Below are 21,305 nucleotides of genomic sequence, written 5' to 3'. Positions count from 1 at the left end.
TGGGGTCAACTCGCGAACTTCTCCGTCAGCGCGTTCGACCTGTAGGCCAGACCGAATCGCCGCAGGCAGCGACGCGACGCGTCCTCGCTCAGAGCGCAGGCCCGCAGCGAGTCGACCATCCGCCGGAACGGCTGAACGTCGTCCTCCGACGTGATCACCACAACGCCCGGCATCAAGGTGAGCACCACCTGACGGTCGTCGTGGATCTCGAACCCGTGCAGAAGTGCGGGCGTGACACCGGCTTCGCGCGGGATCACACGCACGACGGCATCCGGATGGCGCTCGCCGACGGTGGCCAGGTCCAGCATCTGCTCGCTCATGATCCGAGCGGAACCGACGTGAGTGCGCATCGCCTGCTCGAACACGAAGAACTCGAACCGCAGGCTCGGCGTGGCCATGAGCCTCCGCCGCTTGCGCTGCAACGCGGTCGCTGCCCTGATGTTGCGTTCGGACAGCGGGCCGGCTGCCGCGAGCAGGTACTCGCGGGTGCGCAGCCAGTCCGGCACGACGGCGGGGTCGGCGGCCACGACCCATCCGGCTTCGCTGAACTTGGCCAGCAGCGCGGCGTGCTCGGTGAGTGCTCCGCGGCGCACCACGATGCGTCGCGCCGCCGAATCGTCCTGCAGGCGGTCGATCAGCTCAAGGGCATGTGCCGTCGCGCCGGGATCCATGCCGAGTGTCGTCGTCAGCAGGCGGACGTCCTGCGGTGACGGCAGCAGCACGCCGTTCTCGATCTTGGACAGCTTCGACTGCGTGAACCCGGCCCGCCGCGCCGCCTCGGTTCCCGTGAGCTGCGCCTTCTTGCGATGCACGCGGAGAAGCGCACCCAGGTCGTCCAGATCGTGCTGGGCGTCGTCGGAACGGGCCATCGAGGTTCCTGTCGTTCGATTGGCTGCAAACGTACCGCCGGACGGTCTACGCGGTCGCGCCGACCCCCTTGATCCGGCCGTCCCGGAAGGCGTCCACGAACAGCCGGTGGTCCTCCCGCGTCTGCCGCGCGTAGTCCAGGGCGAACGCCACGATCGAGTCGGTGAAGTCGGCCTCGCGATCCCCGATGACCGCCGCGATGGCCTCCTCGCACTGGAAGTCCACGAGCGTCTGCGACGAGTCCGAGTCGGCCACGCAGTGCATCTTCGCGGTGGCGCGGCCCAGGTAGCCGAGCACGGGGAGCATGTCGGCGGGCTCGGTGAGGTCCGACCAGTCCAGGTCGGCCTCGTAGGGCGAGAGTTCGGCGACGACGTAACCGACGCCGTCGATCTCGGTGTGGCCGAGCCACGGGTCGGCGTGGGCCTGCAGGGCTCGCTGCGACACGGCGGTCCGGTGGCCGTGGTCGGTGAAGTACTCGCGAATCCGCGCATCGGGAACGATGCGGCTGGGCGCGGCGATGTTGGCCTGCTTCATCGAGAGCACCACGTCGTTCTCCAACGCCTGGGAGCGGCCCTCGACCAGGATGTTGTACGCGTGCAGGCCGGCGGAGCCGATGCCGAAACCGCTGCGGCCCACCGCGTCCTTCACGGCGTAGGTGCGGCTCGACGCGCGTTTGCCGGTCGGGATGGTGTCCAGGTAGGACGCGAAGGCGCGGGCGACGGACTCGAGGACGTCGTCGGACAGTTCGTGGGTGCCTTCGCGGTCGCGGCGGAAGCGGCGTTCGTAGTCGACGATCACGGTCTTCTCGTCCAGCAGGCCGATCCGGGTGGCCAGGCGGGCTCGTTGCAGGACGCGGCGCAGGGCGCCCTCGGTGCTGTCGAGGCGCAGGCTGAAGAGCTCGTCGTCGGGGCGCTCGTTGAACGAACGGACCTGGGCGACGTACGCGGCGACGTAGGTGCGGATCAGTTCGGTGATCACGCTGTCCGGGAATGCCTTGCGCCAGCCGAGCAGGGCCAGTGAGGCGGCGAAGCGGCGGAGGTCCCAGGTGAACGCGCCGAGGTAGGCCTCGTCGAAGTCGTTGACGTCGAACACCAGGGTGCCTTCGGAGTCCATGTAGGTGCCGAAGTTCTGCGCGTGCAGGTCGCCCTGGATCCAGATGCGGCTGGTGCGCTCGTCGGTCCACTCGTCGGGCAGTTCGGCCATGTCGGCGTAGAACAGGCAGGCGCTGCCCCGGTAGAACGTGAACGGCTCGGCCGCCATCTTGCGGAACTTGTGCCGGAACGCGGCGGGGTCGGCGGCCATCAGGCCGGCGAAGGCCTCCTCCAGCACGCTCACGATGCGGTCGCCGCGATCAGTCATGGTGCATCCCAGCACGCGGATGTCCGTGAGAGAAGGCGGGCGCACGCAAATTCGCCGGCAGTTCGGTCCGGGTTGGCCGCGAAACCTGGCCAAACCGGAAGAGCGAGCAGGAATCGAGAAGCCCGCACGGGGACGGCGCGCCTAACGTCGCAGGCATGTGCTTCATGTTCGGTGCGAGCGAGGAACAGCGGCGTCGCGTGCTCGCGGACGAAGCGAGCCGCGAGGAGGAGGTGCCGGTCAGCGTTCCCGCGGCCGAAGACTGGTCGCGGGACTAGGGATCGCGTTCATGTCCGGGGCAAGACTCCGGACATGAACGGATCGATGTCGCGCCGGAGCATTCTCGCCGCGGGTGTGGCGGGCTCAGCGGCGGTTCTGCTCGGCACAGGGAGCGCCTCCGCGGCGACCCTCGTCACCCAGAGCGAGATCAACTCGCAGCCGACCTTCTACGAGGTGAACGGCGCCGCGTCGTCGTTCCGCTACGAGCCGGCGTTCTACGCCCGGCTGGAGACCTGGCACGTGCACTGGCGGAGCTGGACGCCGTACCACTGGACCGCGCCGCACAAGATCTACTCGTACGGCGCCTACGTGAACAAGGAGGGCATGCACGGCGAGGGCAGGGCGTTCGACCTCGCGCGCCTGCTCATCACGAACCGCGACACGGGCGCGACGTTCACGGCGTTCAACGGCCGCTACGACCAGTGGAAGAACTCCACCGGCGACGCCCTGCGCACCGCCCGGATCCGGTACTGGGGAACGATGGCGTCCCTGCACTACCACTTCCGGCACGTCATCTCCTACCTGGACAACGCCGAGCACCACAACCACGCCCACATCGACAACGCGATCTCGGGCAGCGGCGACTCCAGCTTCAACACCGGCTCGGCGACCCAGACGTACTTCGTCCAGGCCGCCTGCCAGTACATCTGGGGCATCTCCACCGGTATCGACGGTGACTGGGGTCCGCAGACGCAGAAGAACTCCTCAGCCGCCCTCGCCCGTGCCGGTTCCGACGGCGCGATCACCACCCAGAGCCGCTGGCTCGCCTTCTGCAAGGCCAGCGCGCAGCAGGCCTGGGCACTCGTGCCCTGACCTCACGCACGACACTCCAGCAGCTCCAGCCCTGATCCGCCGCCGTAGGCGCTCGGGTCCACTGTGGAGCAATGTGCGGTGATCCACTCCTGGCGGCCGTTGTCGCCGCGGCCGCCAGGACCGCGACCACCACCCATCTGGTCACCGCCGCCGAGCACGAACTTGAGCCTGCCCTCGGCGACCCACGACTGCAGCTGGTCGACCGACGGCGCGTTGTCCGAGCCGGAGAACCCGCCCATGCCGATCACGACCTCGTCGGAGCCCATGATGTACGGCGACGCCATCTGCGCCGAACCGGCGACCGCGAGGGTGATCTCCGCGCCGTTGCCGTTCTTCTTGGCGTAGTCGAGGATTCGCTTCTGCTCGTCGGTGAGCGTGGTCTGGCCGCCAGGGCCGCCCATCATCGGTCCCCGGTCTCCCCGGCCGTTGGGCGGCTGCACCCCGTTGGGCAGCTGCCTGCCGTTCGGTGGTTGCACCCCGTTGGGCGGTTGCTGCCCGTTGCGGAAGATCTGGAAGCCGCCGTTGCCGCGCTCGTTCGGCCCGGCAGCGGGCATCACGCCGTTGGAACTGGCCGTCGCGGCGACTGCGGTCGACCACACGGCAGGCACGAGCAGCATCGCGACCACCGCCGCCACCAGCCCCGCCCGGCGCAGGCCGACGAGCAGCACCACGACGGCGACCGCAGCGACCCCGAGCACCGCCCACCGCGTCCAGCCGTGGTACGACGTGTCCCGCGAGACCAGGACGAACGCCCATCCGGCCGTGATCGCGACTGACAAAGGCAGTAGGAAGCGCACGAAGCTCTTGGCACGCCAGAACATCACGATCCCGGCGGCGCTGATCGCCGCGACGGCGGGCGCGAGCATCGTCGTGTAGTACGGGTGGAAGATGCCCTGCGCGAGGCTGAACACCAGTGCTGTCACCAGCAACCAGCTGCCCCACATGAACCAGCCCGCGCGTTCGGCCGGCACACCCGGAACCCCGCGCCGCCGGCGCAGCACGCCCGCGACGGACACCGCGACCAGGACCAGCAGGCACAACGGCAGCAGCCAGGAGATCTGCCCGCCGACCGAGGCGTCGAACATGCGCGTGATGCCGGCTTGGCCGCCGAACATCCCACCGCCACCGGGACCGCCGAGCTCGATCGCTCCCTGACCGGTGGGCATCTGGCCGGACGGCAGCTGACCCGGTGGCATCTGGCCAGAGGGCAGGTCACCGGGAATCATGCCGCTGCCGCCGGGGTTTCCCTCGCCGCCGAACACCCGCCCCAGGCCGTTGTACCCGATGATCAGGTCCCACGCGCCACCGTCCGTGCTCCCACCGATGTACGGCTTGGACCCCGGCCACCACGCGTGCAGCGCCACCCACCAGAACGACGACGCCACCAGCACCCCACCGGCCGCCAGCAGGTCGAGGATCCGGCGCTTCACCGGTGCGGAGGTCCCCACCAGGTAGGCCAGTGCGAACCCGGGCACCACGATCCACGCCTGCAGCATCTTGGTCAGGAAACCGCAGCCGATGAAGAAGGCGCACCACAGCAACCATTTCGTGCGCGACCGGCTCTCCGCGGACTGAACCGACCGGGTGAAGGCATAGGCGGAAGCGACGAGCAGCAACACCAGCAACGTGTCCGGGTTGTTGTCGCGGTTGATCGCCACGGTGATCGGCGTCAGCGCGAGGATCAGCGCGGCGAGCAGCGCCACCTTCTCGTCCGCCCACAGCCGGACGGTGCGGTGCAACAGGAACACCGCCGCCACGCCCTCGATCACCTGTGGCAGCAGCACCGCCCAGCCGTGGAACCCGAAGATCCACACCGCGATCGCCTGGGGCCACAACGACATCGGCGGCTTGTCGACCGTCACCACACCGGCGGGGTCGAACGAGCCGAACAGGAAGTTGCTGAACGAGGTCGACATCGACTTCGCCGCGGCCGCGTAGTAGGAGTTGCCGACCTGTCCGGCGCCGATCGCCCACACGTACAGCGCACCGGCCAGCACGCAGATCGCCACGAGAGCCCATGCGGGCCAACGGGGAGAACGCGGTTCGGTCGGCACGTCGGCGGGGGCGGCCACTTCGGCCGTGGCGGTCATGCCTGGTCCTTTCGGTTGTCCCGGCGGAACACCCAGCTCCGCAGCAGGAAGAAGCGCCCCGCGGTGCCCAGCGCGGAAGAACCGAGCAGCACCACCAGTTCGAGAGCGCGAGGAGGGTCGGGGTAGACCGCTGGCAGCACGAGCAACGCGGCCGAGGTGAACGCGTAGTAGAGCCCGAACACCACGAAACCCTGCAGATGCGTCTTGCCGCGGGCGGTGTTGCGAGCTGTGAAGGTGAAGCGGCGGTTGGCCTCCGTGTTGAACAACGTCGTGATGACCAGGGCGACCAGGTTGGCCACCAGCACCGGCCACCAGAGGCGGAAGACGCCGTACAGGGCCAGGTTCGCGAGCGTGGAGATCACGCCGATCACCGCGAACGACAGCACCTGCCAGGAAAGTCCGCCCTCGCTGCGGCTCAGCACGGCGTCCGGGTGGATGGCACGGGGCTGAGGTCGTTGCGGCAGCCCGTTCACACGAGCTGTGCCGTTGGCCTTCGCACGCGCCACGCGGATCAACCCCTTGATGTCGTCGATGGCGGTGCCGACGACGTCGACCCGGCTGTCCACGTCCTCGACCCAGTCGACCGGTACCTCGTGCACGCGCAAACCGTTGTGCTCGGCCAGGAGCAGCAGCTCGGTGTCGAAGAACCACGCCTCGTCGCGGGCCTGGCCGAGCAACGGCCGGATGACCTCCGTACGGGCGGCCTTGAAGCCGCACTGGGCATCGCTGAACTTCGCGCCGTGCGTCAGTCTGATCAGCGCGTTGTAGGCGCGCGACACCAGTTCCCGCCGCGGCCCGCGGACCGTGCGCGAACCCGGTGCCAGCCGGGAGCCGATCGCCAGGTCCGAATGGCCGTTGAGCAACGGCGCGACCAGCGGCAGCAACCCGTCCAGACCGGTCGACAGGTCGACGTCCATGTAGACGACGACCGCGGCCTCGCTGGAGCCCCACGACTCCCTGAGCGCCAGCCCTCGACCCTTGCGGTCGAGGTGGTGCACGCGCACCCGCTCGTACTTCTGAGCCAGCTCCCAGGCGACCTCCATGGTCGAGTCCGTGCTCGCGTTGTCCACGACCACGATCGACCAGTCGAACGGGAACTGCTCGGTCAGGAACGCGTGCAGCACCTCGACGCAGCCGGGCAGTGCTCGTTCCTCGTTGTAGACGGGGATCATGATGTCCACCGTCCCCGTGGCCTGTGCGGTGCTCACCGCCATGTCATCTCCGTTCCACTGTGGACACAGCTGTGACCGTTGTGCAACCGAGCCTGCTGACGTTGTCGTGAGAACGTCCTTGGCTTCTGCTGAGAGAATCGTTAGAGCGCATACACACAGCTCGCTCACAGCGAAGAGCCCTACCGTCTTGCGCATGCGACTGCTCGTGGTGGACGACGACCCGGACGTGCGGGACAGTCTGCGGCGCAGCCTGGAGTTCGAGGGCTACGAGGTCACCACCGCCGCGGACGGGGCGGAGGCACTGGTCCGGCTCGCGGGCGCCGACCTGGCGATTCTCGACCTGATGATGCCGAATCTCGACGGTTCGGAGGCCTGCCGCCGGTTGCGCGCGGCAGGGGAACGCCTGCCCGTGCTGATGCTCACGGCCCGCGACGCGCTGGGCGACCGGGTCACCGGCCTGGACGCCGGCGCCGACGACTACCTGGTCAAACCGTTCGCGCTGGAAGAACTGCTGGCCAGGGTGCGCGCACTGCTCAAGCAGAACCGGCGGCGCGCGGTCCCGCGCACGCTCCGGTTCGCCGACCTCGTGCTGGACCCGGACGCCCGCGAGGTCGTGCGCGGCGGCGACTGGCTCGACCTGACCCCGACCGAGTTCGACCTGCTCGCGGTCTTCCTGGGCAACCCCGAGCGGTTGCTGACCAAGCAACACCTCAAGCACGCCGTGTGGGGTCACGACAACGGCACGAACAACCTCGACGTGTACATCGGCTACCTGCGGCGCAAGACCGAGACCGGCGGCCGCCCCCGCCTGCTGCACACCGTGCGCGGCATGGGTTTCATCCTGCGCGAGTCGCCATGAGCCGTCCTGTCCTGCTGCGCAGCAAACTCGCGTTGATCACCGCGTGCGTCGTGGCGGTCGCGATCGCCGGGATCAGCGTCGTCACCTGGCTCGCCACCGAGCACAACCTGCGTTCGCAGCTCGACAAGTCACTGCTCGCGAGCGTGCCGCCGCGGATCGGCCAGCCGCTGGAACCGGGGGAGCGGCGCGAGTTCAAGATCCGTTGCGACCAGGGCGTTCCGGCGGAGGGCCTGCAACAGGTCCTGCAGGGCATCCAGACGCTGAACGCCGACGGCGGCACCTGCGCGCCGCCCGGCGTCGACCCGGTCGTCAACGTCGCGGGCGACTTCGTGAAGACACCGACGTTCCGCGACGGCGTCACCCAGTCCGGCGCCGAGGCACGCGTTCTCCTGCAACCGATGGACACCGGCGAGGTGCTGATCCTGAGCCGCAGCACGGCAGAGATCGACACCACGCTGACCACGCTCGGAGGAGTCCTGGTGGCCGTCTCGATCCTCGGCGCACTGCTCGTGGCCGGCACCGGCCTCTGGCTGACCCGTCGCGCGCTGGCCCCGATGGAACGCCTCACCGAGACCGCCGAGCACATCGCGCGCACCCAGGACCTGGCCACCGCGATCACGGTCGACGGCCAGGACGAGGTGGGCCGCCTGGGCCGCGCCTTCACGTCCATGACCGCCGCCCTGGCGGAGTCCCGCCGCCGTCAGAAGAACCTCGTCAACGACGCCGCGCACGAGCTGCGCACCCCGTTGACCAGCCTGCGCACCAACATCGACCTGCTGGTGCGCAGCGAACGAACGGGCCGCGACCTGCCTCAGCGGCGCGAGGTCCTCGACCGCCTGCAGGCCCAGAGCCAGGAGTTCGGCGACCTCGTCACCGAACTGGTCGTCCTCGCCCGCGACGACCGCGAACTGGCCAGCGAGCCCGTCGACGTGGCCGCGGTGATCGACAGGGCCGTCGAACGAGCCCGCAGCCGAGCCCACGACCACCTCTTCGACGTCGATCGCGCCGGCTGGTCGGTCGTCGGCGACGCGAGCGCGCTGGAACGCAGCGTGCTCAACCTGCTCGACAACGCCGTGAAGTTCTCGCCCGCGAGCTCCACGATCACCGTCCGCTCGAAACCGGGCTGGCTCACCGTCAGCGACGAGGGACCGGGAGTGCCGTTCGAGCACCGGAACTCGGCGTTCGAACGGTTCTGGCGTGCTCCCGATGCCCGTGGCCTGCCCGGATCCGGCCTGGGGCTGGCGATCGTGGCGGACGTCGTGGCCGTGCACGGCGGCAGCGTGCGATTCGTGCCCAGACCGCGCGGTGCGTCCGTGCGAATCGAGCTGCCCGCCAACTGATCAGACGATCGGCGCTGGTTCGCACGGGTCGCTCTGCACCACGGTGGTGGTATGGACCGCAGACACCGGCGCCCTGCCCTGCTGATCACCGCGTTCCTCTCGGTCGCGATGTTCACCGCCGGCAACTCCGCCGCAGCTCCCCCGGACGAACCGTCGAACCACTGGCAGTACAAGCACTGGCCGCAACAGCAGCCGTGGCAGCAGTCCCGGGACACCGCGCGTGTGCTGGCGCAGAACGGGTTCCCCGGCCCGATCGACCCGCAGAACTGGGTCAACCCCGACCACATGACGTGGGAACGGGACTACAAGAAGATCCCCGGCACCAACTGGGCCGACCCGGCGGTCAAGGGTTCGGTGCGCACCTTCAAGGGCGCGCTGGTCCTGCTGGACTACCCGAACCAGCCGTTCGTCGTCACGCAGGCCAAGAACTCCACGGTGTTCGGCAATCCGAGCGCCGAGGCGAGCAACGTGCCGCGCGAGCAGGTCGGGCAGTTCTACCAGGACTTCCTCAACAAGCCGAACGGCCTCAACCGCGGCCACACCGTGCACGAGTACTGGATGGAGACCTCCGGCGGGCGCTACGGCGTCGACCTGAAGGCGTTCGGCCCGTACACGATGCCGGGCAAGGACCACGAGTACGCCATGGAGTTCCAGGGCGGAACCGGTTGTCCTGCGGGCGATTCCTGCAACCGCAACATCCGCACCGACGGCCGTGCCGCGTGGGTGGCCGACGTCGGCGCGGAGGTGCCCGCGGGCTACGACTTCACCTACTACCTGTCGGCGGGCCAGGACGAGTCCGGCACGTGGCAGGAGTTCGGGATGATGAAGTTCCGGACCAAGGAGGACGTGACCGACGCCTTCGGCCCGCCGGACCCCGCGCTGCCGAACTGGTCGAGCACTCGGTACGTCGACTGGACCTCGTGGGCGGCGGGCTCGTCGATCTGGCCGAACGCGGGCGGCGGCTCGTCCACCCAGGCCGAGAGTTCCGGCCAGGGCGTGTACGCGCACGAACTGAGCCACATCCTCGGCATCGGCGACAACTACAACAACCCTTACGGCAGCCCGCCACGCCGTGACTACAGCGGCCCGTGGGACATGCTGTCGCGCGGTTCGTTCAACGGCCCCGGCGGCCCGCACTCCCGCTGGACCATCCCGGCGACCGGCGGCGCGTCGCTCGGCGCCCAGCAGACCCTGCGCAACAAGATCAAGCTCGGCATCGTGGACGAGAAGAACGTCCTGCGGCTGTCGCGCGAAGCCCTGGCCGGTTCCGGCACGGTCATCGCGAAGATCACCGCGCGCGAGGTCAACCCCGGCACCGCCGGCCTGACGGGCATCAACCTCGCGCTGGGCACCGGCGACAAGACCCCGTCCTGCAACGTCTCCACCAACCCGTTCTGCGACGGTGGCGGCTACAACAACTACACGCTCGAAGTCGTGGACCGGATGGGCGCCGACTCGTTCACCCCGGACTCCGGCGTGATGCTGGCCAAGACCAAGAACGCCGACGCGGCACCGTTCACGTGGGTGATCGACGCGAACCCGCAGGACATCGGCATGACCGACTACGTCCTGCCCGACGGCACCAAGGTCCCGATCACGATCGGCGACTACCGCCAGCTGTCCGACGCGCTGCTGCACGCGGGCACGAACTCCGGCAGCGAGTTCGAGTTCGTCGACACGGCCAACCGCCTGCACTTCTACGTGCTGGACCTGCAACGCGACTCCCGTGGCGTGCTGTCCTACACGGTGGCGGTCCGGTCGCTGGACGGTGCGGGACCGCAGCAGCGCGGCGTGCGGGTCAACCCGGCCGCCGCCCGTGCTGACTCTTCAGGCATCGCCACGTGCCGTTTCCCGTTGACCAACACCGGCCGCACGGCTCCTCCCGGTGGACAGCACCCGGAGCCCGTCGACCAGTACCTCAACGGTGACGTCTACCGCGTGACGGCGAAGGCGGAGAACGGCTGGACCGTGTCGGTGCCCAACGCGCTGGCCACGGCCAAGTTCGGCGGGACGGTCGACGTTCCCGTGCACGCTCAGCGGGGCAGTGGGCCGATCATGTCCAAGGTGACGCTCACGGCCGTGTCGGAGAGCAATCCCGGCAGGTCCGCGACGGCCACCTGCACGGTGACCGGCCGCTAGCGGTGACGGCTCCGGACCGGCCTGCGCCGGTCCGGAGCCTGCCGCTGCGGAACCGGCCCTGACGTCAGCATCACGAAGCACGCCAACAGCAGGATGGCACCACACGCCAGCCACGTCAGCGTCTGGACCGTGGAGACCGGGGCGATCACGCCGATGCTGAACAGCAGCAACGGCATGCCGAGCGAGTAGCAGACACCGGCCGCGAACGTCCGGCCCGACCCGTTGACCAGCAACGGAACCGCGGCGATCCCGGTCAGCACCGCGAACAGCAGCCACGCGTACGTCAGGCCGGTGTGCAGCGCGATCGTGACTTCCAGGCCGTCCTTCGCCCGGAGCGCGGACTCCAGTTCGGCCGCGTAGCTGAACCCGACGGCGGCCCTTGTCCCCGCGGCGACGGCTGTGAGCAGCAACGACGCACCCAGGATGGTGCGACCGCGCCGGACGGGATCGACTCGCTTCCTGGTGTCCACGAACCCAGTCTGTTGGCAGTCCGTGGCCGCGTGGCGCCGCACACGCCCAAGTGCACTCAGTGGTGGTACGGGATGCGGGCCATCGGCTCGACCAGTTCGCCCTCCTCATAGGACAGATGCGACAGCAGGGTGTCCGTGAGCAGATCGACCGCTTTCTGCACCTCACCGATCCGATGCGGTTCCGCGACCGTGGCCACCAGCGCCGCGTCGAGGCGTTCGAGCACCTCGTGGATGACCTGGTGCTCCTCGGTCAGCCGGTCGAGGACCGGTCCGAGCCGTGCGTCGCCCTCTCTGAGCTGCGGATACAGGCTCGTGTCTTCCAGCGTGTGGTGGAGGGTGACGAGCCGGCAGTAGCTCTCGCAGTACGCGCCCATCGTCCAGTTGTTCTGGCGCATGGTCATCGTGTTGATCTCGGAGCGCGCCTCGCCGACGTCGAGGATGCCGTCCGCGACCTGGTCGACGATCGAACGGACCTTCGTCAGCTCGTCGCGCAGGTGGTTGTGGACCCCGATCAGCTGACGGCCCATCGCCCTGCCCGAAGCGGTGTAGACGGCGTCCGCTTCAGGCGCCGGGCCTTTTGGGCGCTTGGACTCGTCCCACAGGAGCGTCGAACCGCGTTCCTTCTGCACGATCTCGCGCACGGCCGGTGCGACCTCCTCTGCGAACGTGCGCAGCTCGTCGTCGGTGTTGACCATCAGGATGAAGCCGCTCATTCCGTCGTTGAGCGCCAGTTCGGCGAGTTGCTCCGCGGTGAACTCGGATCCGATGTTGTAGATCCGGCGGATGTCCTTGGGCTCACGCCCGGCTTCTTGCGCGGCCTCGTCGATGATGGCGTTCATCGCTTTGAGTTGTTGTGGTGGCGCGTAGGGACTCGACGGCAGCCATCCGTCGGCGAGGCGACCGGTGAGCTGGAGCATCCGCTTCTTGTACGCGCCAAGCCAGATGCCGATGTCGTGCGCGGGAAACGGTCCGGGGCGAGCGCCGCTGAGTGAGTAGTGCCTGCCCTGCAACCGAGTTCCACGACCGGGTGTCCACAGTGTCCTGATCACCGCGATGGCCTCTTCGAGTGCCTCGACCGACTCGGCCGGCGTGCGGTGCGGCCCGTCCATGGCGGCGATGGCGTCCCAGAACGCTCCGGCGCCGAGCCCCAGTTCCACGCGCCCACCGGTGATGACGTCAAGACTCGCCGCTGCGCGCGCAAGCATGGCCGGCGGTCTCAGGGGCAGGTTCGCGACGTTGGGGAACACACGGACGTTGGTGGTGGTCGCGGCGATGACCGACAACGACGTCCACGTGTCGAGGTTCGCCGCGTTGTACGGGTGGTCCTGGATGCTGACGAGCTCCAGTCCGAGCACGTCAGCGGCCTGCGCGAGCCGCAGCGTGTCCTCGAACCGCTCGGCGTCGGGCGGCAGGAACACCCCGAACTCGAGTGGGTGGCCGTAATCTGTCATGCCGAAAGTATGCCACGCAGATGTTCTGCTTTACAGACGTTCTGTCCGGGCTATCATTGGCCGGGTGACCGCGCTTGAGGACGACTTCGGCTGGACCCTCGGTGTGGTGTTCCGCGCCTACGTCAAGGCGACGAACCAGGCCGTCGGCGACCTCCCGGGCGGCCACCGCGGCTACCAGATCCTCACCGCCGCCACCCGTGACCAGCCGGAAAGCCAGTCCGCGCTCTGCCAGCAGCTGGGCATCGACCGCACCGTCATGACGTACCTGCTCGACGACATGGAACGGGCGTCGCTGGTCGAACGCCGCCCGGCGCCGACCGACCGCCGCACCCGCCTGGTCGTGGCGACCGACGTGGGCCGGGCCCGGCTGGCGGAGCTCGATCTCCGGCTGTCGCACGCCGAGGCGCACGTGCTGTCCGGCCTGTCCGCGGGCGACCGGGAGACGTTCAAGGGCCTGCTCTGCCGGCTGGCAGGGCACGTGAACGAGCTGGACCCGGTGCCGAGCGCTTGCGCGGCGGTCCAGGACATCGCGGCGAGCACGTCCTAGCCGATCTGGCCATTGCCGAGGCGCGGCCATTCCGGCTGTGGAATCCTTTGGGCCGTACGGTCGAGCGTGAGCTGGGGGACAGGTGAAGACGCCCGAAGAGTGGATGCGGGACTTCGAGGCGAAGATCGCCGACGCACAGGCAAAAGCCGCGGCGGTCCAGGAAGGACTGGCGCAGGCGGGCGGTTCGGCGTCGTCGAACGACGGGGCGATCACGGTGACCGTCGCGCCCAACGGTGCGCTGACCGGCCTTGAGCTGACCGCGGATGCAATGCGGAAGTCGCACGCGCAGTTGTCCGGCGAGATCCTCGAGATCGCGCGCAAGGCGCAGCGGGGTGCGGCGGTGAAGGTCGCCGAGACGTTCGCGGCCGTCGAGGGCGAGGGTTCCGAGACCTATCGCGTGATCACCGAATACCTTCCGCCGCCGGAGGAAGAAGAGCAGCCGAAGCCTGCGGGCTACGCGTTCAACGAGGAGTACGAGGAGCGCGCCGCGACAGCACCGGCACCGCCGCCCGTTCGCCGGCCCGCGCCACGTCCGCCCACCGACGATGACGACGACTTCGGCGGCGACTCGATCTTCAAGAAGTAGTAAGAGCGGTCTGGGGGAGCAGTGGCAGAGGAGAACAGCACCACCACGTGGTCGACCGGCGCGGGTGTGGTGGACAGCGTCGCCGGGTTCGTCGACTCGCTGACGTCCGAGTCCGAAGGCGAAGGACCTGACGTCATCGACGTCGCGCTCGGTGGCGCCGGCGTGGTGGTGGACGTGGTCGCCACGATGGCGAACCCGTTGGGAATGCTGGCATCCGCGGGTGTCGGCTGGTTGCTGGAGCACGTCGACTTCCTGCGCGAGCCGCTGGACGCGTTGCTGGGCAATCCGGACGAGATCAACGCGAACTCCGACCAGCTCAAGCAGGCCGCGCTGCAGATGAAGATGGTCGCCCAGGAGCACCGCGAGGACATGCGGTCCGTCGCCGACTGGGAGGGCGCGTCGGGCGACGCGTTCAAGCGCGAGATGGAGCAGATGGCGGGCGAGTACGACGCGCTCGGCAAGACCATGGACGGGACCGCGGCGATCTACGCGCTGTCCGGCGCGCTCGTCTGCGAGTTGCGGTCCCTGGTCTTCGGCTGGATCTCCGACCTGATCGGCGAACTGATCGCGAGCGCGCTGATCGCCGCCGCGTCGGCCGTGGTCACGCTGGGCAGTTCCATCGCCGCTTTCGCCGGCTACGCGGGCACGCGCGCCGCCATGATGGCGACCAAGATCGCGGGCAGGCTGTCGAAGCTCGCGTCCGCGATGGCGCGCTTCGGCGGCCGGATGGCCAAGCTGGCGGAGAAGATGCAGGGCCTCGTCAAGGGGCTGGAGCGGTTCGCGGAGTACGGCGGCTACGCCAAGTCCGCCTACGACGCCGTCAAGCCCTACGACATGCCGCCCGCCAACGCCTGACCCTCAGGCGGGCCGGTCGGCGAGCATCCGCACCAGGTCGTCGCCCCTGATGTCCACTCCCACCGCGCCGCCGGGGTTGACCAGCACCTTCAGCCCCGGCAACACCGTCCCGATCTTCCTGAGCACGATTCCTCCCGGCTCGTAGTCGCCGGGAGGGAGGTGGCGTGGGGACGAGTAGAGCGCGAGGATGCTGTTCCCGTTCACGTCCTGGGCGATGGCGAGGTTGCCGTCCGGGCCCGGCTGAGCCAGCAGCATCGACTCCAGTGCCGCTGACATGATCGCCTCGTAGGGCAGCCAGCCCGCCGTGACGAGGTTGAGCACCACCTCGAACTCGCACTGCGGCTCGGGCAGCCCCAGCCGTTGAGGGCTCGGCTTGTACTCGTCGTTCACCCAGGTCTTGCCGGTGAACCGACCGTCTGGTCCGACCTCGTAGGCACCGAGCAGGGTGAACAGCGGCGCGCCCTGGATGTAGCGCGGATCGATGTCCGGGTCCGCGCAGTAGATCCAGCCACCGGGGGTCCTCGCCGCCTCCGCGCGCATCGCGTCGCTGATCGGAGGCAGGCCCGGATGCGTCGTCTCTGCGGGCGCGTACTTCGGTTCGAACGCCAGGAACGCTTCGGTGGCAAGACATTCGGCGAGATCGTGCTGCGGTCCGACGGGCAGGCCAGCGACGCCGTGCCACGCCCCGAGCAGGGCACCGGTCAGCGCCGCCACCAGGGGGTCGAAGGCAGCCGCGGCGAGCGCCGTCGGTGGGTGGTTGCCGAGCGAGCTCACGATCCGCACCGCAAAGCCCCACGGCGTGCCCGTGTCGGGTTCCGGCATACCGAGTTCCTGCAGGATGTAGTGCGGAGCACGGGAAAACGCCTCGCGGGACACCGCACGAGCGATCACCGGGCTGATCTCGTCGTCCCAGCCGACACCCCGGACGACGGGATTCTCCGCGCCGAGACCGGCCACGATCGCCCGCACCACGCGGACGGGTTCCTGTGCGTTCGGCAGCCAGCCCTCGCGGCGCGGCAACCAGGGGTGATCGGCCTGGAAGGCCGGCGACCTCTGCGCCACGGTGCGGACGACGTCGTCGACGAGCCTGAAAAGCGCTGCCTCGTAAGGATTGTCGCCCAGTGCGAAGCCGGCGAGGAGACCGGCGATCCACGGCCACCCGTTCGACTGGGTCGCGGGCAGCCCGGCGGCCTTGCCGAACGTCGGCGCCTGCCAGACGCGCACGCCGTTCGCGTCCCAGGTCTGCTGGACCCCGTGCGGAGGTGGACCCTGCCAGCCGCTTTCCTGCCAGCGCAGGCATTCCGCGAGGATCTCGCGTTCTTCCGCGGTGAACGAGAGGCTGTGCGCCCTGGCCTCGTCCACGCGTTCGACCAGCGCGGGGCCACCGTCCTCGTGGCGTTCGACCGGAGCGGGCAGGGCGAAGGGCGCGGGCCAGCGGTCGAGCGGGATGGGCTTCTTGAGCGACGTCTGCCAGTCGTGGCCGGGGTTGACCCGCACCTCGTCCGCCGTTGTCGTGGTGAGGAGTTCGCGCACGCCGACCTCGCGCCACCGCCGGGTTCCAGGCGGAAGGAGCCTGTCGGAGGAGTAGGTGGCGAGCCACGTGTGGCCGTTGTCGTCCTGGCCGATCTGGTCCGTCGTGCACACCACCACGTCGACGACACCGGCCACGAACCTGGCGTCCTCTTCCAGCCAACCGCACTGGTAGTAGGAGAAGATCTTGTCGGCTGGCGTCTGCGGCAGCGGCCAGCCGCGGGCACCGGGACCTGGGGTGTGCGCCGCGTTGTGGCGGAACTCGTCCGAACCTTCCTCGCGCAACCATCCCAGGATCGCGACGTTCGGCACCCCCAGGTGTGCGAAGGTCTCCAGATCCCACTCGGGGTCGACGATCGAGAGGCCGGGACCCCGCCGGCCCCTGGGAACTCCCCGCTTCCACGGGGAAGGCGGGGTGGGCACGTACGCGCGCGGCTCGCCGCCGTCGTCCGGCACCTCCACCGCGGGAAGTGGGACGAGGACGTCGTCGGTCGCGTCGTACGGCACGTGCCACTGACCACGCACCAGCACCACGTCGTCGGTGAGGATCTTCAGGTTCGCGGACCTCGGACCGTGCGTGCGAACGATCCAGTCCCACGCGGCCCGGATCGCCTCGTCGCGGTTCATCGGGTTTCCTCCAGTGCGGTGTCCAGACGCCTGGTGAGCCAGGTCATGAACGCGTAGTAGTCGGCCTTGACGCTGATTCGCGCGAGGTTCCCGTCCGGGGCGGTGCTCATCCGGCCGATGTCGTCGAGCACCACGCGTTCCCGGCGCAGTGCCACGTAGGGAAGTTGCAGGCCGGCGGCGAGCGCGAGACCGTCGTGCTGGATCGTGCCGGGGTGGAAGCGGTCGAACCACTGGGCCATGTGCGCGGTGACCAGCTTCGCCCACGCGGGCTCCGCCTCGGCGAGCCGGCGGTGGAGCCCGGAGTCCTTGGCGATCTCCAGCTCCGGTGTGAACGTCGTGTCCGACAGCACCAGTTTCGGTAGCTTTCCCTTGGTGAGCAAGGTGTTCGCGGCCGCCGGGTCGAGTCGGAAGTTGTGTTCGGCCCGTTCGGGATCGCGGTAGTTCAGCGCGCCGCCCATCTGCGTCACGACCAGTCGTTCGGCGAGAGACGGGTTCGCGGTCAGCAACGCGGCGAGGTTCGTCGCCGGGCCCATGCCCACCCAGCGGACCAGACCGTCCGTGCTCGTCACGACTTCCGCGACCGCGTCGGCGAGGTCGGTGCGTTGCGGATCGACGGAATCCGGTACCAGGCCCGCGATGCAGTCCATCCTCCGGTCGCCGAGATCAGCGCCGGCGACCACCCGCACGTCCTCGCGGCCGAGCAGGTCGAGCAGGTGCCGGACGAACCGCGCCCTGCGTCCGCCCAGTTCATCCACTGTGGACACCAGGGTGAGCGTCGGTTCGGCCGCGGCGGCGACGAGGGCGATGGCGTCGTCGGGATCGCCGCCGGCGTCCGTGTCGATGATCAGGGGCGCACCCTCCTGCGACGGCGGGAACGGATCTCCCGCCACCGTCTGCGGCAGCCCGAACCGCTGCGCCAGGCGGGTCAGGTCCTGGCGTTCCCGGTTCAGCTCCTCGCTCATCGCTGTCCTTCCCGCAGTTCGCGCGCGTACTCGTCCCGTTCGGCGATGGTCGGCAACGCGGCGAACTCCGTCCACACGCGACGCTGCTCGTCCGGTGCCAGGTCGCGCACAGCGGCTTCCACCGCCAGCACCGCGCCCTTGTCGCTGCGCCGCACCAACGAGTCCATCACCTCGCGGAACCTCGGGTCGCCGCTGCCGTCCTCAGCCACCCACGACCGCACCTGGTCCCTGCCGTGTTCAGCCCGTGCGGACAGCTCGTCGCGCCAGGCACCGCCGTCGGCCCTGAGTTCGGCCATCTCCCGTGCGACGTCGACGACCGCGCGCAGGCTCATCGCCTTGGCACCCTCGCGCACCGCCGGATCCTGGAAGGGCTCGGCCACCTTCAGCGGATTGATGCCCGCCGTCAGATCGGGCTCGAAGCGTTGCGGCTGTTGCACAGGACCGTCCTCGTCGATCCGGCGCGGACTGGACATCGTACCGTGCAACGTTTCCTCGATGACGCCGATCGCGTCCTGGTGCGCGAACGTGCGACCAGGATCGTCGGAGAGTTCGCGCAACGGTTTGCCGCCGCCGTCCTCCGGTTCGAGGTCGACGAGGTAGCCCTTCTTCGCGTCAGGATGCGGATCGCCGGGCGACTGACCGTGGAAGGCGTAGTGGCCCTGGAACTTCGGGTCCGGGTACGCCGCCGTCAGCATCTCCTGGACGGTGCCCTTGTAGCTGGTGTCGACGAGGCTGATGCCGCCGTCACCGTGGATCGGCACACCCGCCGAGTCGAGGTAGTCGGACAGCCGGTCGTACGCGCCGGGCACGTCCTCGTCCGCGACCTTCTTGTGCAGCCGGAACTCGTCGACCGCACTGAGATCCCGGTCCGGATCGGAACGCTCGAGGTCCCTCAGCGCCGCCTCGACGACCGCACGCGACAGCACGACCTCGCTCGCGTGCCGGTCGAAGAACACCGGGTCGAGCTCCCTGCTCGCGAGGGCGAGGCTGTGCCCGTCGCGACCGAGGAAGACCACGCGGTGGTCCGGGTCCGCATCGGCGATCACCTTCAGGTCGTCGTGAATGCGCGCGGCGACGTCCACGATGATCGGCGCCGTGTACTCCCTCGCGGTGTCGTAGGTGTCGGCCAGCGCTTGCCGTTTCTCCGGATCGCTGATGCCGAGGTCGTCCGCGACCTGGTCAACGGCGTCGTCGCGCTGCTCCTCCGGCGTCGCGCCGAAGCCGCCGTCGTCCTCGACGTGCGAGTGCGCCGTGTCGTCCGTGTAGTCCTCCGAGAGAAGACGCACGTCCGTCGCGTTGTCCGGCAACTCGGCGAGCCGACCCGTCTGCGGATCGGCGTACGCGACTCCGTCCGGAGTGTTCACGACCCTCACGACGTGGCCCTGCGTGCGGCCGTCGTCGTCCGTGTACCTGTAGGCAAGCGCGCCCCGTGAGTTCTCCGGGGTGCTCGCCATCGCCTTCGTGACGCTGTCGATGTCCTTGTGGCTGGTCCACTCGCCGCCCAGCGCGTCCCGGACCCGGCTCAGCCTGCCCTGCTCGGCCACGTCCTCCGGTTTCGTAGGACGTGCCTCGACCTGTTCGCCGTGGTAGCGCCGCTCGTCGGCGATCATGGCCTCGACGCAGTTCGTCCGGTGGCCGTCCTCGTCGAGCCTGTGCGCGTTGACCTGCTCGATGCCGGGGAATCGTTCCTGCAGCACGCGTTGCTGGCTCGACTCGTCGCCGTGCCCCGCGTGCAGCGCCGTCGGCTCTGGCGGTCGTGCGGGCGCCCCGCCCAGCCGGGCCTCGATGTCGACGTTCGTCGGCAACGGCCGCATGGGCTTCTTCTCCTGGGGAGACTCGGCCGGCTCCTCCTTGGGAGGCGGAACTTCGCCCCGTTCGGCGGCCGCGCGCGCCTCGTCCTCTTCGATCTTCCACGAGGGCCGCATCTCGACGGGCGGCGGTCCGGGTGGCGGCACGAACTTGAGGTCGTCAGGGACGTGGGGCTGTGTTTGCCGTGCGCCACCGATGAAGTCGGGGTTGGGCACGAACGGGCCGAGGGCCGATTTCCCGTTGCCCACGTAGACGACCTCGTGCCAGCCCTCCACGTACCGCCAGTCGACGCCGCCCGCGTGCAGGACCTCGCTCTCGGGCAGCGGCTTGCCCCCGTATCCCAGCCGCTGCTGGGTGTCGGCCGACAGGATGCCGCCGGGTGCCTTGATCCGGTAGACGTGGCCACCCGACGAGTTCGTGAACGTCATGGCGGTGCGCATGTCCGTCGAGGTGCTGACGAACGTGTTCATGTTGCCGTGGATGTGCTGGAAGAGGGGATCCGCCCGGCCGTCTGACGCGTGTGGCCTGAATCCGCCGTCCTGGCGGATCTGGTCAGGTGTCCGCGTGTCGCCGCGCAGCATGACGTTGTCGTCGGACAGGAAGTCGTCGACCTTCCGGCGTGCGATCTTCCAGTCGTCGTATTGGGACAGATCCGTTCGTTCGAGCGCCACCGGTGGCTGCTCGCCGTCGCGCGGCCGGTCGTGGGACGTGGTCTCCTGCGTGTTCCTGTCGGGGGTGTGGTCGCCCGGCCCGTCCTGCCGGTGCGCGGGTGTGCCGCGGTCCGGCCTGTCGGGCGTGCGATGCGGCTGGCCGTCCTGCGGCGGCATGCCATGGACGGGCCTGCCGTCGTGAGTAACCGAAGGCGGCCCCTGCCCAGGCCGGCGTGGTCCACCACCGGGCAAGCCGTCCGCGTGCCGCTGGGGGTGCGGCCCTGGCCCGTGCTGCGGACTTCCGGGCGCCATCGGCCCACGAGGCGGCGCCTGCGGGTGCGCTGCCTGCGGGTGTGTCGCGCGCGGGTCGGCGGTGTGCGGGTGCGCTGACCGCGGACCGACAGGTCCGTGCCTGCCGGGAGGTGTCCCCGGAGGTCCGAAGTCCCGTGCCCGATGGGGCACGCCGCCGTCCGGAGACGGTCCTCGCCCCGGCATGCCAGGTCCCTGGCTGGGCTGGCGCACGCCGCCCTGGCCGTTGAACGGACCGGCGCCACGCGGTGGGGCGGTCCCACCGTGTTGTCCGGCGGGAGGATGCCCAGGCCCGAAAGCTGGCTGGTGACGGCCAGGCCCGTTCGGGGGTCCCGGAGGACCGGAGGGCGGCTGGCCCCCTTGGCGTGGCCCGTGTTCGGGGCCACCCGGTCGCGGCCCGCTCTGAGGGTGCCCGCCGGCGGCAGGCGGCCCCATCGGACCACGGCCCACCGGCGGCCCACTGGCGGGAGGCCCGCCCGGATTCCTAGTGCCGGGTCCGCCGGGATGGGCACCGGTCACCGGGCCACCTGGGCCGCGGTGGCCAGGCGCGTTGCCGGAGGGGTGCAACCCAGGTGTGGGCGCGCCGCTCATTCC

Annotated in this window: 16 protein-coding genes; 7 read left to right on the top strand and 9 right to left on the bottom strand. The window is 69.5% G+C overall.

Features of this window, described 5'->3' with window-relative positions; translation table 11 throughout:
• Positions 1 to 5: 5 nt before the first annotated feature.
• Both ACIRG5_RS31210 and ACIRG5_RS31205 read right to left on the bottom strand, forming a co-directional pair.
• A complete protein-coding gene (locus tag ACIRG5_RS31210; protein ID WP_402911205.1) occupies positions 6 to 869 on the bottom strand; it encodes a Scr1 family TA system antitoxin-like transcriptional regulator in 864 nt (287 codons plus the stop codon).
• A gap of 46 nt (positions 870 to 915) precedes the next feature.
• The gene (locus tag ACIRG5_RS31205; RefSeq protein WP_402911202.1) at positions 916 to 2,226 is read right to left on the bottom strand and encodes a DUF2252 domain-containing protein; all 1,311 of its coding nucleotides are present in this window, start codon (positions 2,224 to 2,226) and stop codon (positions 916 to 918) included.
• A gap of 309 nt (positions 2,227 to 2,535) precedes the next feature.
• Between ACIRG5_RS31205 and ACIRG5_RS31200 the strand changes: the two genes are divergently transcribed.
• Entirely contained in the window at positions 2,536 to 3,315 is a 780-nt protein-coding gene (locus ACIRG5_RS31200; RefSeq protein ID WP_402911199.1) for a hypothetical protein, read from the top strand.
• Positions 3,316 to 3,317: 2 nt separating this feature from the next.
• Here ACIRG5_RS31200 and ACIRG5_RS31195 read toward each other — a convergent pair whose 3' ends face one another.
• Positions 3,318 to 5,405 carry an ArnT family glycosyltransferase gene (locus ACIRG5_RS31195; protein WP_402911197.1) on the bottom strand — a complete coding sequence of 696 codons (2,088 nt, stop codon included), beginning with the start codon at positions 5,403 to 5,405 and terminating at the stop codon, positions 3,318 to 3,320.
• On the bottom strand, positions 5,402 to 6,619 hold the full coding sequence (locus ACIRG5_RS31190; RefSeq protein ID WP_402911194.1) for a glycosyltransferase: 1,218 nt from the start codon (positions 6,617 to 6,619) through the stop codon (positions 5,402 to 5,404). Before ACIRG5_RS31190 ends, ACIRG5_RS31195 begins: the two co-directional genes overlap by 4 nt.
• Before the next feature lie 151 nt (positions 6,620 to 6,770).
• Between ACIRG5_RS31190 and ACIRG5_RS31185 the strand changes: the two genes are divergently transcribed.
• The 3 genes from ACIRG5_RS31185 to ACIRG5_RS31175 are packed head-to-tail and all read left to right on the top strand — an operon-like array spanning position 6,771 to position 10,915.
• The gene (locus ACIRG5_RS31185) at positions 6,771 to 7,436 is read left to right on the top strand and encodes a response regulator transcription factor (protein WP_402911191.1); all 666 of its coding nucleotides are present in this window, start codon (positions 6,771 to 6,773) and stop codon (positions 7,434 to 7,436) included.
• Positions 7,433 to 8,776 (top strand): ATP-binding protein, encoded by a 1,344-nt coding sequence (locus tag ACIRG5_RS31180; protein WP_402911189.1) that lies wholly within the window; start codon positions 7,433 to 7,435, stop codon positions 8,774 to 8,776. The genes ACIRG5_RS31185 and ACIRG5_RS31180 overlap by 4 nt, the downstream gene beginning before the upstream one ends.
• A 51-nt stretch (positions 8,777 to 8,827) precedes the next feature.
• Positions 8,828 to 10,915 carry a M6 family metalloprotease domain-containing protein gene (locus ACIRG5_RS31175; protein ID WP_402911186.1) on the top strand — a complete coding sequence of 696 codons (2,088 nt, stop codon included), beginning with the start codon at positions 8,828 to 8,830 and terminating at the stop codon, positions 10,913 to 10,915.
• Here ACIRG5_RS31175 and ACIRG5_RS31170 read toward each other — a convergent pair.
• Entirely contained in the window at positions 10,912 to 11,385 is a 474-nt protein-coding gene (locus ACIRG5_RS31170) for a hypothetical protein (RefSeq protein ID WP_402911184.1), read from the bottom strand. The two genes, ACIRG5_RS31175 and ACIRG5_RS31170, sit on opposite strands and share 4 nt — an antisense overlap.
• A 56-nt stretch (positions 11,386 to 11,441) precedes the next feature.
• Positions 11,442 to 12,836 (bottom strand): LLM class flavin-dependent oxidoreductase, encoded by a 1,395-nt coding sequence (locus ACIRG5_RS31165; protein ID WP_402911182.1) that lies wholly within the window; start codon positions 12,834 to 12,836, stop codon positions 11,442 to 11,444.
• Between the two features lie 64 nt (positions 12,837 to 12,900).
• On the opposite strand from ACIRG5_RS31165, the gene ACIRG5_RS31160 reads away from it, so the two are divergent.
• From ACIRG5_RS31160 to ACIRG5_RS31150, 3 genes are all read left to right on the top strand, one after another.
• A complete protein-coding gene (locus ACIRG5_RS31160) occupies positions 12,901 to 13,383 on the top strand; it encodes a MarR family winged helix-turn-helix transcriptional regulator (RefSeq protein WP_402911180.1) in 483 nt (160 codons plus the stop codon).
• An 82-nt stretch (positions 13,384 to 13,465) separates the two neighbouring features.
• Positions 13,466 to 13,969: a YbaB/EbfC family nucleoid-associated protein gene (locus ACIRG5_RS31155; RefSeq protein ID WP_402911177.1), complete on the top strand. Its 504-nt coding sequence runs from the start codon at positions 13,466 to 13,468 to the stop codon at positions 13,967 to 13,969.
• A gap of 21 nt (positions 13,970 to 13,990) precedes the next feature.
• A complete protein-coding gene (locus tag ACIRG5_RS31150) occupies positions 13,991 to 14,824 on the top strand; it encodes a hypothetical protein (protein WP_402911175.1) in 834 nt (277 codons plus the stop codon).
• A gap of 3 nt (positions 14,825 to 14,827) precedes the next feature.
• Here ACIRG5_RS31150 and ACIRG5_RS31145 read toward each other — a convergent pair whose 3' ends face one another.
• From ACIRG5_RS31145 to ACIRG5_RS31135, 3 genes are read right to left on the bottom strand one after another with little or no spacing between them, the layout of a single operon-like run.
• Positions 14,828 to 16,981: a hypothetical protein gene (locus ACIRG5_RS31145; RefSeq protein WP_402911172.1), complete on the bottom strand. Its 2,154-nt coding sequence runs from the start codon at positions 16,979 to 16,981 to the stop codon at positions 14,828 to 14,830.
• The gene (locus ACIRG5_RS31140; RefSeq protein ID WP_402911169.1) at positions 16,978 to 17,943 is read right to left on the bottom strand and encodes a nucleoside hydrolase; all 966 of its coding nucleotides are present in this window, start codon (positions 17,941 to 17,943) and stop codon (positions 16,978 to 16,980) included. The genes ACIRG5_RS31145 and ACIRG5_RS31140 overlap by 4 nt, the downstream gene beginning before the upstream one ends.
• Complete coding sequence (locus ACIRG5_RS31135; protein ID WP_402911167.1) at positions 17,940 to 20,579, bottom strand: toxin glutamine deamidase domain-containing protein; 2,640 nt, start codon at positions 20,577 to 20,579, stop codon at positions 17,940 to 17,942. The genes ACIRG5_RS31140 and ACIRG5_RS31135 overlap by 4 nt, the downstream gene beginning before the upstream one ends.
• Between the last annotated feature and the right edge of the window lie 726 nt (positions 20,580 to 21,305).

Source organism: Lentzea sp. NPDC102401 (assembly GCF_044765805.1).
Taxonomy (GTDB): domain Bacteria; phylum Actinomycetota; class Actinomycetes; order Mycobacteriales; family Pseudonocardiaceae; genus Lentzea; species Lentzea sokolovensis.
The sequence above is the reverse complement of the archived record's forward strand: the minus strand, read 5'-3'. Positions and strand labels throughout refer to the sequence as shown.